Source organism: Sporacetigenium sp. TC11 (assembly GCF_058146105.1).
Window position 1 is genome coordinate 135,422 of sequence record NZ_JBYVNY010000006.1, and the last position, 13,934, is coordinate 149,355.

Annotated in this window: 14 protein-coding genes and 1 pseudogene; 11 read left to right on the top strand and 4 right to left on the bottom strand. The window is 28.7% G+C overall.

What is annotated here, in order from left to right; genetic code table 11:
• Nucleotides 1-55 precede the first annotated feature (55 nt).
• The 6 genes and pseudogenes from ACUSRV_RS10610 to ACUSRV_RS10635 all read left to right on the top strand — a co-directional run bounded on the left by ACUSRV_RS10610 (nt 56) and on the right by ACUSRV_RS10635 (nt 3,949).
• A complete protein-coding gene (locus ACUSRV_RS10610; RefSeq protein WP_490141928.1) occupies nt 56-652 on the top strand; it encodes a YdcF family protein in 597 nt (198 codons plus the stop codon).
• A 251-nt stretch (nt 653-903) separates the two neighbouring features.
• Nucleotides 904-1,056 (top strand): annotated as a pseudogene (locus tag ACUSRV_RS10615) (IS1595 family transposase); the annotation flags it as partial.
• Nucleotides 1,057-1,231: 175 nt separating this feature from the next.
• Entirely contained in the window at nt 1,232-1,732 is a 501-nt protein-coding gene (locus ACUSRV_RS10620) for a hypothetical protein (RefSeq protein ID WP_490141929.1), read from the top strand.
• Nucleotides 1,733-2,315: 583 nt separating this feature from the next.
• Complete coding sequence (locus tag ACUSRV_RS10625; RefSeq protein ID WP_490141930.1) at nt 2,316-2,846, top strand: hypothetical protein; 531 nt, start codon at nt 2,316-2,318, stop codon at nt 2,844-2,846.
• Between the two features lie 173 nt (nt 2,847-3,019).
• A complete protein-coding gene (locus ACUSRV_RS10630; RefSeq protein WP_490141931.1) occupies nt 3,020-3,496 on the top strand; it encodes a glutathione peroxidase in 477 nt (158 codons plus the stop codon).
• 21 nt (nt 3,497-3,517) lie between these two features.
• Entirely contained in the window at nt 3,518-3,949 is a 432-nt protein-coding gene (locus ACUSRV_RS10635; RefSeq protein ID WP_490141932.1) for a MarR family winged helix-turn-helix transcriptional regulator, read from the top strand.
• A 51-nt stretch (nt 3,950-4,000) separates the two neighbouring features.
• Here the strand turns inward: ACUSRV_RS10635 and ACUSRV_RS10640 are convergent, their stop codons facing one another.
• From ACUSRV_RS10640 to ACUSRV_RS10650, 3 genes are read right to left on the bottom strand one after another with little or no spacing between them, the layout of a single operon-like run.
• The gene (locus ACUSRV_RS10640) at nt 4,001-4,771 is read right to left on the bottom strand and encodes an ABC transporter permease (RefSeq protein ID WP_490141933.1); all 771 of its coding nucleotides are present in this window, start codon (nt 4,769-4,771) and stop codon (nt 4,001-4,003) included.
• The gene (locus tag ACUSRV_RS10645) at nt 4,758-5,486 is read right to left on the bottom strand and encodes an ABC transporter ATP-binding protein (RefSeq protein WP_490141934.1); all 729 of its coding nucleotides are present in this window, start codon (nt 5,484-5,486) and stop codon (nt 4,758-4,760) included. The genes ACUSRV_RS10640 and ACUSRV_RS10645 overlap by 14 nt, the downstream gene beginning before the upstream one ends.
• Nucleotides 5,486-6,421 carry an ABC transporter substrate-binding protein gene (locus ACUSRV_RS10650; protein ID WP_490141935.1) on the bottom strand — a complete coding sequence of 312 codons (936 nt, stop codon included), beginning with the start codon at nt 6,419-6,421 and terminating at the stop codon, nt 5,486-5,488. The genes ACUSRV_RS10645 and ACUSRV_RS10650 overlap by 1 nt, the downstream gene beginning before the upstream one ends.
• Before the next feature lie 157 nt (nt 6,422-6,578).
• On the opposite strand from ACUSRV_RS10650, the gene ACUSRV_RS10655 reads away from it, so the two are divergent.
• The 4 genes from ACUSRV_RS10655 (at nt 6,579) to ACUSRV_RS10670 (ending at nt 11,702) form a co-directional block, all read left to right on the top strand.
• Nucleotides 6,579-7,514, top strand: a complete 936-nt coding sequence (locus tag ACUSRV_RS10655) for a prenyltransferase (RefSeq protein WP_490141936.1) — start codon at nt 6,579-6,581, stop codon at nt 7,512-7,514.
• Nucleotides 7,515-7,532: 18 nt separating this feature from the next.
• The gene (locus ACUSRV_RS10660) at nt 7,533-8,504 is read left to right on the top strand and encodes a TIM barrel protein (RefSeq protein ID WP_490141937.1); all 972 of its coding nucleotides are present in this window, start codon (nt 7,533-7,535) and stop codon (nt 8,502-8,504) included.
• A 127-nt stretch (nt 8,505-8,631) separates the two neighbouring features.
• Nucleotides 8,632-11,055, top strand: a complete 2,424-nt coding sequence (locus ACUSRV_RS10665) for an HD domain-containing phosphohydrolase (RefSeq protein WP_490141938.1) — start codon at nt 8,632-8,634, stop codon at nt 11,053-11,055.
• Nucleotides 11,056-11,078: 23 nt separating this feature from the next.
• Complete coding sequence (locus ACUSRV_RS10670; RefSeq protein WP_490141939.1) at nt 11,079-11,702, top strand: GyrI-like domain-containing protein; 624 nt, start codon at nt 11,079-11,081, stop codon at nt 11,700-11,702.
• 132 nt (nt 11,703-11,834) lie between these two features.
• On the opposite strand, the gene ACUSRV_RS10675 is transcribed toward ACUSRV_RS10670, so the two are convergent.
• Nucleotides 11,835-12,857: an epoxyqueuosine reductase gene (locus ACUSRV_RS10675; protein WP_490141940.1), complete on the bottom strand. Its 1,023-nt coding sequence runs from the start codon at nt 12,855-12,857 to the stop codon at nt 11,835-11,837.
• Between the two features lie 127 nt (nt 12,858-12,984).
• On the opposite strand from ACUSRV_RS10675, the gene ACUSRV_RS10680 reads away from it, so the two are divergent.
• Complete coding sequence (locus tag ACUSRV_RS10680; protein WP_490141941.1) at nt 12,985-13,911, top strand: LysR family transcriptional regulator; 927 nt, start codon at nt 12,985-12,987, stop codon at nt 13,909-13,911.
• Nucleotides 13,912-13,934 lie beyond the last annotated feature (23 nt).

Consider the following 13,934-nt stretch of genomic DNA (forward strand, 5'->3'; position numbering starts at 1 on the left):
GAAAATCAAATATATAAATAACGACTATATTAACATTGAAAAGGATTGATTCAAATTGACCCCAAAAAATGGATTAAGATTAGTCTTTACCGTAATAGTCATTTTTCTTATTTTTATTAGTTATTCAGCTTTTAGCATTTGGATTTTTAGTAACAAAGTTCAATTAGTTAAAACTGATGTGGCTGTGGTACTTGGTGCTGCTGCTTGGGATAATGAACCATCTCCTGTTTTACGCGAAAGGATAAATCATACTATCTGGCTTTATGAGAATGATTATGTAGATAAAATTATTTTTACTGGTGGTAAGGGCAAAGGCGATAAATATGCTGAGTCTGAGGTTGCAAGGGATTATGCTATTAAAAACAATGTTAATTCTGATGATATTCTGATTGAAACTAAATCAAGAATCACAGAAGAGAACATAAAATACGCTTATGAAATTGCTGTTGAGAAAAACTTCAACACCTTTACTATTGTAAGCGACCCTTTGCATATGAAAAGAGCAATCTTAATGGCAAAAAACACTGGAATGGAAGCATATTCATCACCTACGCAAAGTTCCGTATATAAAACATTGAATAGCCAAGTACCATTCTTCTTTCGAGAGTTGTTTTTCTATATCGGTTATATTTTCAGTTTGCCATTTAGGTAATTCTCGTTAGAAAATAAAAGGGGTTAAAATAAGCAATGCAATTTGAAATATTAGATGATAGAAAACACCAAATAATATAGTTCTTTGACTAATACACAATGCTAATTTTTAGAAAGATATAAGATGGTCCGAGCAATATTGCTTGGACTTTTTAATATAGGACACAGTTGACACCTAAAAATCTATTAAAGGTGGTTAAATAATGATAAGAATCATATTGTTAATATTTATTGCACTTAGTTATCTTTACAATAGGCTACTACATGAGTTGGTTTAAATGGCTTAAGTTATTTGAAACAGATAAAGACACTATAAAGACTAAAAATTTTATAATTCAAAGTAATGTTGCTTATTCTTATGCAAGGATAAGTGATTTTAAGTATAGAACACCATCATTTGCTTAAGTTGTTATAATTACTTTGTAAATAAAATATGATTCAGTAAAAACAAATAACAAAGGGGGAAGATTTTAGAGTTAAAAAATCTACATTTATTGTTATCATTTTATTACACAGTTGTATAGTATTGTGCATTGGTCTAATCTGTAATACTAAATATAAAATTCAGGGGGATTAAATAATGAAAAAAAGGAATGTAATTATTTTTATACTTTTGATAGCGTTTCTTTTTATAAGCTATAACTTTGGGTTAAGAAACTCTTTTAACTCCTTAGAAATCACTAAGGTTGATGAAAAAACAATTTCAGAATACCTTGATACAAAAACAGATGATATTCTTGCTGCAACAGATGGTAGCGTGTATAGTGCGTTTACTATTTTAGGAACTGATAAAGATAGGATATATTTATGGTTATTAAAAGAAGAATATATAAAGAAGGATAATGACATAACTCTACAAAGTGGTGTATCTTTACCTGTAGTTTTATATATTAAAGATGATAGCAATAATATTGAAATTATAAGTCATAAGATACCAGCAGATGGAGCAGAACATGAGGAAACTATGAGAAAATTATTCCCTAGAAATATAAGAAATAACATAAATCATAATTATAATGAACGTGCAAAGAGTCTCGAATTGGATATTAAAAATAGAGTTAAAGAAGATTTCAAAAATTAAAATATAAGATTTTACTTTTAAATTATTTTTTTATAGTCATTACAATTTTTTGTTAAAGAAAAAGACTAATCATTTCTATTCACAATCTTTATATACTTTTCAGTATGGAGCAAATATGCTAGATGAGATTCTCGACACGCTTCTTGTTGCTTTCGGAATATCTCTGTTAAATTGTGTGATTAATATGATAATAAATCATTTTTGTAGAGAGTCAGAATTTGAAAAAGGGTTATTATTTAGTATTTGTGTATTGATACAAGTATTTACAGTACTATTTTTCTTATATAGTTTATATGGATTTATTGCAGCTAATATCTTCCATAGATTTACCTTTGAAGTTTTTATGAATAGTTATACTCCAGTTTACTAGTGTTGATTTTTATATTATTTTATATGAAATCTGGATAGTAAGTCTATAAAAATATAATCTTGATTTATACAGCATAACTGTACCAGAGCAACTTAAAGAAGAATTAGATGAGTAGGCTGTTAAATAGAGAATCAAGGTGTTATAAAATAGGTAATATGTAGTTTAGGGTTAGATTGTTATAGGAATATAGGTAAATGACTACAAGGAGGAGAAATGTCTAAAATATTTAAAAATATTATTGGATATATAGTTTTTACTATAGTATTTGGGTTAATGATATATTTTTCAGTTACCTCACCTATTAATAGGTATGAGGATACAAATGAAGATCCTAGAATTATTATTTTCATGATTATCTTTGGTTTAATATTTGCAATTTCCTATTGGATTGCAAAAAAACTTACGCAAAAAGGATATAGTCGTTTAAAAGTAAGACTGATTTTTTCAACATTAGTAGCTTTAGGTAGTGGAATAGTACTTAATGTTAGCTCGATGTTGTCAGGTAGCAGTATAAGTTTAACTTATACGTTACTTACGATGGCAATAGTTGGAATAGGAGTCTTTATGAGAAGTTACGGGGATAAAACTATAAAACAAAAGGATTTATTAGATTTTAATAGGGAAGAAGGAAAAAAATCAGACTTGAAAAAATCTATAAAGAACTCTTTATTGCTATTAATTATTATGTTTTTTCCTTTATTGAGTATTTTTGTTGTCGTAATAATTATATATTTAGTAAAATAGGTAATCTAAAATAAAAAGATAAATCTACAATTTATATTATAAATCGTAGATTTATCTTTTTATTTTAGTCAAAATCATTGACAGTAAAATTTTTAAAAGGTAATATATAAATAAATTGAATACAATTAAATTTGATAAAATTAAAAATAAAATATATTAAAGGAGAATTAATTATGAATTTTTATGATTTTTCAGCCAAAAAAATAAATGGGCAAGATGTTAATATGAATAAATATAAAGGCAAGGTAGTGTTAGTAGTAAATACTGCAAGTAACTGAGGCTTAACACCACAATTTTCTCAGTTAGAGGAATTATACAAAACTTATAAAGATAATGGATTTGAAATCTTAGGATTTCCTTGTAACCAATTTAAAAACCAGGATCCAGGAAATAACAATGAAATTCATAACTTTTGTCAATTAAATTACGGAGTAACTTTTAATATGTTTGAGAAAATAGATGTAAATGGAGAAAATGCACATCCACTATATAAATTCTTAAAAAGTGAAACTAAAGGATTCTTAAATGATGAAATAAAGTGGAATTTCACAAAGTTTTTAGTTAATAGTGAAGGAAAAGTAATTAGAAGATATGCACCAACAACTACTCCAATGAAAATAAAAAGTGATATTGAAAGATTACTAAAGTAAAAAAGATTGTAGGTGAACTTTATGGATAAAGATATATATTTAAAATTAGATAACCAGCTATGTTTTTCCTTATATGCAGCATCAAGAGAAATAATAAAACTATATAAACCATTTCTCGATGAACACAATCTTACTTATACTCAATATATAACTATGCTTGTATTGTGGGAAGAAGAAAAGGCAACTGTTAAGGATATTGGCAAAAGACTACATTTAGATTCAGGAACATTAACACCATTACTTAAAAAATTAGAAAGTATGGAGTTAATAACAAGATATAGAGATAAAAACGATGATAGAGTAGTCATAGCAGAATTAACTCAAAAGGGATATGAATTAAAAGAACAAGTATCAGACATACCAGAGAAACTATTCTGTAAAACTAATATGACATACGAGCATGCGATGCAATTAAAGGAAAACTTAGATAAGTTATTAAAAACTTTAGATTAAAATTAAAAGCTATGAATTTAGAACCATATTATTCTAAATCCATAGCTTTATTTATATTGTGTCCTTCTTACCTATTTTAATCCATCTACAAAGCTTATCTTCTAACATATCAATAAACTTAAATATTAAATACCCCATAATACTAAGGGCTAGTATTCCACTAAACATTTCAACATAGGTTACCATCATCCAGCTATTCATTATAAAATATCCAATACCATAGGTTGTTGCAAAATTTTCACCAAAGAATAGTACAGATATACTGACACCAACACTAATTCTTAAGGCAGTTATTATTTTAGGAAGTACTGATGGCAGTACTAAATGTCTATAAATTTGCATCCTGTTTAATCCAAGGGACATAACAGAATAAAAAAGTTCCTTTGGTATTTCCTTAACTCCATCCCTTGCTGCAACAATAATTTGAAATATAATTATTATTACTATAAGCACAATCTTAGGAGTATTTCCAAGTCCAAATAAAATCATTAATATTGGTAGAAATGCTATTTTAGGAATGGGATAGAGTATATAAACTATAGGAGTTATAAGTTCATCTGCTTTTTTATTCATACCAATCCAAAGTCCAATTATACTTCCAAATACTAATGATATTAAAATTGCTGCAGATATTCTTCCAAGACTTACTAGTAAATGAAGGCTTAGAGTACCTGGGAAAATTTCAATGAAATTTAAAATTGTCTCATAGGGCGAAGGGATTGCAGAAGATCCAACAAATAAATGAAGTATGTACCAAAACAAAATTACTACTAAACTTCCATATAAGGTTTTGTTGTATATAATTGCTTTAAGATTCTTCATTTAAACACTTCCTTACCTCAAGACACACCTTATAAAACTCTAAGTTGTTTCTTAAATCCTCAGCTCCAAAATATGGATTATCTATTATATTCTTAATTTTTCCCTTGCTCATAATTACAATCTTTTGCCCAAGAAAAACAGCTTCTTCAATATTATGAGTTACCATTACCAAAGTAATTTGTCTTTCCTTATATATATCTAATATAAGATTTTGAATATGTTCCTTTGTCATGGCATCTAAAGCTGATGATGCCTCATCCATAAGTAGCAAATCAGGCTCTAGAGCCAAAGTTCTTCCAATGGCAACTCTCTGCTTTTGCCCACCACTTAATTCCCCAGGAAATCTTTTTGCATATTCATTTATTCCTAAGTCATTTAGTATAGATGAAACTTTAGTATTAACTTCATCTTTTTTAAATCCCCTTGACTTTAATGAAAAAGCTATATTATCCCAAACACTTTTCCATGGAAGAAGACCATAATCTTGAAGGATTAATCCAGTGCTTTTTCTTATGTCTCTTAGTTCATCATTATTAATAACTATACTTCCTGAAGATGGCTTTATAATTCCTGCCAATGTATATAAAAGAGTAGTCTTTCCACATCCTGATGCACCAATAATAGCACAGGTAGTATTTTTATTTACACTTAGAGAAACTTTATCTAATGCTTTTTCCCTACCATAGAACACGTCTATATCTTTGATTTCAATCATTAATTAACGAACTTTCCTTCAACTAGGTCTTCATATTTTAAAGTTATTTCTTTGTTTAAAACTTTTTTGTTCCAATCCATAATACTTTGAAGATATTCTTTGCTAGGTACTCTTGCATTATGATATTCTGGTAAGATTATTTTATCTTTAGTTTCTGGATTTAATTTTAGAGTGTCAATTAATATTGATCTTGCTATAGCATCATCATTATTTATTTCGTCAACAGCCTTGTTATATGCTTTATGGAATAACTCAACTGCTTTTTCATTTTCTTTTATAGCTTTTCCTGTAAACACCATTACATCTGGTGAGAACTCGTCATCAGTCTCAATTAGTTTCTTAGTAAGACCTTTTAGTTCACCTTGAGATGCCATTGGCTCAGGGATAACAGCCATATCTAAAGTTCCTTTACCAATCATTTCAAGTCTAGCAGGTATTTCGTTTATGTAAACCTTTTCTACATTATATTTATCACCTAAGCTTTTATCTGATAAGTAGTTAGATACACTGACTTCCATCATTCCAACCTTGATATCTTTCTTTTCTTCAAATCCTTTTTTAATTAAGAAAGGGAATGCTCCATCAGTACTTGTTGTTACCTTTATATCAAAACCATTTTCAACATTGTTTACCAAAGCAATAACGTCTGTCATAGCCCCATCTAACTCACCACTTTGAAGAGCACTTTGTCTGTTCATTGCATTTGTATAAACTTGAACATCTACATCTAAACCAAGTTCTTCAAAATATCCATTTTTATCTGCAAGAAGTATTGGTGCAGAGTCAACAGCTGGCATAACTCCGACTGTTAAAGTTAAGTTTTCTTTTGGCGTATCCTTGGGAGTTTCTTCTGTAGAAGCTTTTGGACTACAGCCAACTGCAAAAGTCATCATAGCAGCTAAAAGTATTGCAGATAGTTTTTTAGTGATTTTCATTGATACATCTCCTTTTACATTATTTATTAACATAATAATTGTATTACTTTGAGACAAATAAATCAATAATTCTATCTTTTATTATTCTAGTTTACAAAAACCTCATGTATAATTAAATGTATGTTTAAAATTATATGATTTAATGGGAGATGAAATTATGCAATTGAGAGAGGAAATGACAGAGTACTCAAAAAAAGAGTATATTTTGAAGTTAATAAAGGATTTATGGATTGCACTAAGACCCCTATCTCTTACACTTGCCATAGCTTCAACAACTCTAGGTATGCTTATAGCTAATAGAGAAGGAAAGCTATTTAGTGGAGATTTAGCATTAGATATATTCAAAATAGTATTGATCACTATAGGGGGAATGCTTGTACAAAGTTGTGCAAATTTAATAAATGATTTTTATGAAGGATCTTTTAAATACCACAGACCAGGAGAAAAGACATATAAGTTTTTAAAGTATGAAAGAACTGCTTTTGACCTTTTGGTATTTACTTTTGGTATGTTATGTATAGCAGGAACTGGACTTATTGGATTAATATTAATGTATTTAAGTACTCCAAAGCTTATTTATATTGGAATTGCTGGTATTATTGGCTCTTATGCTTATACAGGTGAACCATTTGTATATAAAAAGAGGGGATTAGGGGCTGTTTTATCACTTATACTTATGGGGCCTTTAATGGTATTAGGTTCTTATGTTGTATTTACGGGTGAATATTCTATTACTCCTATAGTACTTGCATTACCAGCAGGAATTATGATTCCTCTGATGATGATGGCAAATGAGATAAGAGATTTTGAAAGAGATAAAAATCTTGGAATAAGAACACTAACAGTTATACTAGGTATTAAAGCGGGTAGAGCAATTTATATTTCATTAATAGCTATTGCATATGGTATGACTACAATACTTGTTATTACAAAGGACTTACCTATATTGGCTTTATTTGTATATTTAACAATGCCAATAGCTATTAGGTCATATAAAAAGGCATCTATGCCACAGACTAGCGCAATAAAAATTACAAATATACTTCACATAACATTTAATCTTATTACTATAATTGCTTTAATTTTAGGTTAAAAATATTAAGGGGACGACATGAGATATTTAACAAATTTGACTACATTGGACTATCACATGGATTGGTTTGATAATGATTGGGAAAAAATAAAAGAATTCATAAATAGAAATAAATTGAATGGATTAGAATTAATGTTCTTAAAAGGGTATGACGAAAAAAACATTCCAAAAGATACTGTAGTTGGAATGCATTTGAGTTACTGGTCTATGTGGTTGGACTTTTGGAGAGAAAATCATACTGCCTTAATTGAGCAGTTTGGAAGTGAAGAAAATATTATATCCTTTTATGGTGGATTAGATAAAAATACACTAATTGAACATTATAAATGGGAAGTTGAAAATGCTAAAAAGTTAAATGTAGAATATGCAGTTTTTCACGTAACACATTCTGAAATACTTCATACTTATAATTTTGAATTTACCTATAGTGATTGGGATGTTCTTGAAGCTACGGCAGAGTTAGTAAATGAATCTTTTGGAGATGTAGATGAAGGTTTTACATTATTATTTGAAAATCTTTGGTGCCCAGGTTTAAAGCTAACTGATGTAGATTTAGTAGAACGATTTTTAGATAAAATCAATTATCCTAATAAAGGGATAATGTTAGATATAGGTCACCTAATGATAACAAATCCTAAAATCCAAAATGAAGAAGAAGCTTGTAAATATATTCTTTCAGTTATAAATAATCTTGGAGATTTAAAAAATTATATTAAAGGTATTCATTTAAACAAGTCATTATCAGGGGCTTACTTAAGGTCAGATCATAGTGAAAAAATAGAAATTCTTCAAAGTAAGAAAGATTTTTGGGATAAACTTGAATACTCGGGAAGGCATATTAAAAATATTGACTTACATGTTCCCTTTGACTCTCATTTTGTAAAAGAGGTAATAGATGAAATAAAGCCAGAATATCTTGTATTTGAAGTACTAGCCCCAAATTTAGAAGAACTTGAAAATATGCTTACAGTCCAAAGAAGTATATTTTAAAATTAGTTAAAAAAAAGACAAATATTGTATAAAAATGTAGAAATACAAAGGAAGAAAGCTTATAATATAATTGCATTGTCTTTAGATGATGCAATTATTTTTTTGGTTACAGTAAGAAGGTGATTATTTGAAGATAAGAACTAAAATAACTTTTATCACAATGTTTATAACTGTTTTATTTGTTTTTTTTAGCAATATTGCATTTGAAAAGTTCTTTTCAAATTATCTAGAAGATCAAGAACAAGATCAGATTGAGTACATTAGTAAAAGTATAAATTCTTTTTTTGATGAGAGGAAAAATCAATATAGAGGTAGTGTTAACGATTGGAGTCATTGGGATGACACCTATAATTTTACAAATAATAATTACCCAGAATTTAAAGAAAAGGCCCTTATAAAAGACGATTTTATAAATCTTGAATTAAATTTTGCTATTGTTGTTGATGAAGATAATATAATTAAAAGTAAACAATTTTACAATCTTAATAATAAAAAATTCGCACAATTTCCTGAGGGATTTAATAAGGATATTGATGAAGTTATAAAATATTCGGTATCTAATGAAGATACGTCCAGTATAGCGAAAATAGGAGATGAATTTTATTTTATTGCAACATCACAAATAACTGATACTAATAAAGAAAAAGACCCTAATGGAAAACTGATATTCGGTAGACTTATTGATGAAAATATGATTAAAGACTTAGAAAAAGTCACAGATAGTCAAATATCTTTTTCTACAATAAATAATCTATATGAATATATATCAAAAGAAGATTCTCTAAAAGAAAGTGGAAATATTTTATTTAATAAAGTTAAGTTCAGTAAGAATAAGGACACTATAGTAGTGGAACTTATTTATCCAAATACCTTCCATGAAGATGATTTTACTTTAGTCAAATTAGAAAAAACAAGGGATTTATTTATAGCAGGAATGAATCAGATAGAGAAATTTATGTATATATATGCACATATAATGGTTTTAATTTTATTTGTAGTTTTCACTTTATTGGGAAGATATATATCAAAACCATTTACTAAGTTAATTAGTGAAGTAAAAAATCTAGATTTAACAAAAAGTGAAACTCAAAAATTAAAAATATATGGCAAGGATGAGTTTTCGTTCTTGAGAAATTCAATAAATAATATGTTAAGTAAAATAGAGACAGAACAATTTAAGGTAAGGGAAAACAAAGAGAAATTATATGCGATACTAACATCTGTAGGGGATGGGGTTATAGCAGTTGATAAAAATGGGAAAATAGAGTTTATAAATGATATAGCACAAAAGTTAACTGGTTGGAGAAAAGAAGAAGCTTATGGGCAACCATTTGAGAACGTATTCAAAATTATTGGTGAACATAACAACACAATTTTAATTTCGAAAGATGGATTAGAAAGAGATATTGAAAATACATCAGCACCAATTAAAGACAAATTTGGGAATGTAATCGGCGTTGTTTTAGTATTTAAGGATATTAGTGAAAGAAAAGAAAAACTAAAGCAAATTGAATTTTTAAGTTACCATGATCAATTGACAGGGTTACATAATAGAAGATATTTTGAAGAAGCATTAGAAAAATTAGATACTAAAGCTAATATGCCGTTATCAATTGTGTTTGCTGATGCAAATGGCCTTAAGACAATAAATGATGCTTTTGGCCATGAATATGGAGATTTACTTATTCAACAAATTTCAGATGTTTTAAAAACAGAATTTCGCACAGAAGATATAATATCAAGGACTGGTGGAGACGAATTTGTTATATTACTTCCAAAAACTGAAGGATTTGTTGTACAAAACTTGATAAAAAACATTAAAGAAAAAATTGAAAAGAAAACAATAATGGATATTAATATATCGGCTTCATTTGGATGGGATACAAAACATAATGAGAGTCAATCTATTTGGAGTATCTTGAAAAATGCTGAGGATTTCATGTATCAGAAAAAAATACTTGATGGTTCAAATAAGCGAAGTACGGTAATTAAATCTATAATTAATACATTATATCTTAATAATCCTAGGGAAGATGCTCATTCAAAAAGGGTAGGTATTTTGTGTGAAGATATTGGAAAAGCATATAACTTAAGTGATGATAAACTTAAAGAGCTAAAAGTTGCTGGTGAGTTACATGATATAGGAAAGATTGCAGTTGATGATACTATATTAAATAAGCCAAGTAAATTATCTAATACGGAATGGACGCAAATAAAACGCCATCCAGAAACGGGTTATAGGTTATTATGTACTTCTAGTGAGTATTATAATATTGTAGAATATATTCTTGCACACCACGAAAGATGGGATGGTAGTGGTTATCCAAAAGGGTTAAAAGGATATCAGATTCCATGGAAAGCAAGGATAATATCTATTGCTGATTCATATGATGCAATGACATGTGATCGTTCTTACAGAAAGCCGTTAAGTAAAGAAGAAGCAATTGAAGAAATAAAGAAAAATGCTGGAACTCAATTTGATCCAGAAATCGCAAAGGTTTTTGTTGAAATACTTGAAAATGATAGTAAACAAACTATTTATAACATATAAAAGGATATATAGGGGGTATACATATGACTAAAAAGATAGAGTATAGAAAAACGTATAAACACATTTACCTACCAAAGACTACACCAGATATTATTGACCTACCTAAGATGCCATATATAATGATTAATGGTAGTGGAAATCCAAACGGTGAGGAGTTTGCAAAAGCTACAGAAGCATTATACAGTATAAGTTATGCAATTAAAATGTCATATAAAAGTGATGATGTACCACATGAATACTATGAATATACGGTTTTTCCACTTGAGGGAATATGGGATTTAATTGATAAGTCAAAGCCATCAACTGATAAGGATAATTACAAATATACAATTATGATAAGACAACCAGACTTTTTAACTGACGAATTATTTGAGAGATTTTTAGAACAAACTAAAAAGAAAAAACCAAATCCATTTCTTGATAAATTAGTATTTAGTGAAATCACTGATGGATTATGTTGCCAAATGATGCACATAGGAAGTTATGATGATGAGAAAGAAAGCTTTGATAAAATGGAGAAATTCTGTGAAGAAAATGGATATATACGTGCTTGTAAAACTCATAGAGAAATATATATATCAGACCCACGAAAGACAGAAGTTTCAAAGCTGAAGACTGTTTTGAGATTTTCTGTAAAAGAGGGTTAGTAGATAAAGTACTTATTTAATATAGTGCTTGAGTTAAGTATGTAGTTAAAGGGGGAAGTTATTTTTTTCCTTTAACTACATAGTATATAAATAATGCGTCTTAGATAAAGATAGATTATTCAAAAACAATATTTATAACTTTGACAAAACCCATTTTGCCATATTTTGCACATTTTCATTTTTATCGTTACAGGCTCTTTGAATTAATGGTAAATACTCAGGTTTGTATGCGTTTAGCATGGAATTAAGTGCATTTGTTTTATAACGCCAAACCTTATCCTGTGGGATATACCAGAGTTTCGGTTGTATAACATTTTCTAGAAACTCATAATCTGCTTCAATTATTTGCTCAAAAGACAATCTTTGACACAATTCAGAAAGAAATGGAAACTCTTCATCCTCTGACCATGAATTTTTATTAAACGGACAAACATCTTGACAAACATCACACCCAAATACCCAACTGCCCATCTGTTCATTAAATTTTTCATTTGGTAAATCCCAGCCTTCCCATGTAGTAAGACAAGAGATACATGAGGAGCGATTCATAGTATATGGCTGTGATAAAGAAGAGGTTGGACAGGATTTAATACATAAATTACAGAGTTCAGGACATTGCTTCAATTTTGGTATTTCAATAGATTCCAACTCTTTGTCAATTAACCATGCCTCTAAATACACCCAAGAGCCCGATTCTGTATAAAAGAAATTATTTTTACGCACTAATCCTAGTCCAGCTTTTAATGCAGCCCAACGTAACCCAGTAATACCGAATTTCCTTTCAGTAGCTGTTTTAAGCCCCATTTTTTGCATATATCTTTCAAATCTCAAGCTATCTTGAAAATCTTTAGAGTTCTCATCTTTTCTACTATCTACTAAATAATACTTAGCAATTAAACCTTTCACGTTCTGTGGAATATGATATTTTCCATATCGTCTTACACAAATAACTATTGATTTTGCCCATGGATACATATCTTGTAAATGAGCAAAACGATAAAAACCTTCATAATATGGCTTCGATTCTGGAACCCGCTCAATTCTTTCATTAAGTTTTTCTTCATAATCATACATATCAGATATTTTAATAATACCGCATTTTTCATAACCAAGATCAAGTGCTGTACTTTTTATTTGTTCTGCAAGTAAACTCATTTCATTTACACCCCTTTCATAATTTTATACTATCAAATCAGTATGTATTTGTAAAATTGATATATTCGAATTGACAATTCATTTTTACAAATATATTATTTATAATATAGAGAATGGAGTGAAATAAATGGATATTAGACACTTAAAAACATTTAAAACTATTATAGAAGAGGGTAATTTTTCAAATGCTGCAATGAAACTAGGATACACGCAGTCTACTGTTACATCTCAAATTCAGCAACTAGAGCAAGAGCTCTCGATTAAACTATTTGAAAAAATTGGTCGTAACATGGTATTAACGTCCTTAGGGAAAGAATTGACACATTATGCAAATGAATTGCTTGACACAGTAAAAAAAATAGAGAGTATTGGGAAATATGCTGATAACATTACAGGTGAGTTGAAAATTGCAGTTGCAGAATCATTGATGTCTTATAAACTACAAAATGTGTTGAGCTTATTCAAAGAAAAAGCTCCTGATGTAAAACTTTCTATTATTTCACTGAATTGCCTTGCCATAAAAAATATCTTATCAAATGGAGAGGTAGACCTTGGTTTAATGTACGATGTAGGGAGTCAAAATGATAGTTTGATTACTATTAAGCTATCTGATTTCCCTTTAGCTTTAATATGTTCACCTTTATTAGAGCAAGATAAATTTGATTTTTGCAAACATAACCAAGAAATAAATACAAGTCTTATTGTTAATGAGCCTGAATCTATTTATCGAAAAATAATTGAAAATTATTTTTGTGATAAAAAGATATTCTTAAATAACACAACTGAACTTTGGAGTATTGAAGCAATAAAAAGATGCGTTGCAAGTAATTTAGGAATTTCTTTATTGCCTCGCTTCACAGTAGAAGAAGAACTGAAAAATGGTAAGTTAAAAGAACTGGAGGTAGGCTGCTCTGATACCAAAATCACAGCAATTTACGCTTATCACAAGAATAAATGGATTAGTCCTGCAATGTCGTTGTTTATGCAATTAGTGAGGGAAAACTTTAATATTGATTATAATGATTTACATAACAAAAAAGACCTTCATATATGAGGTCTTTTTATTTAATGTTTTTA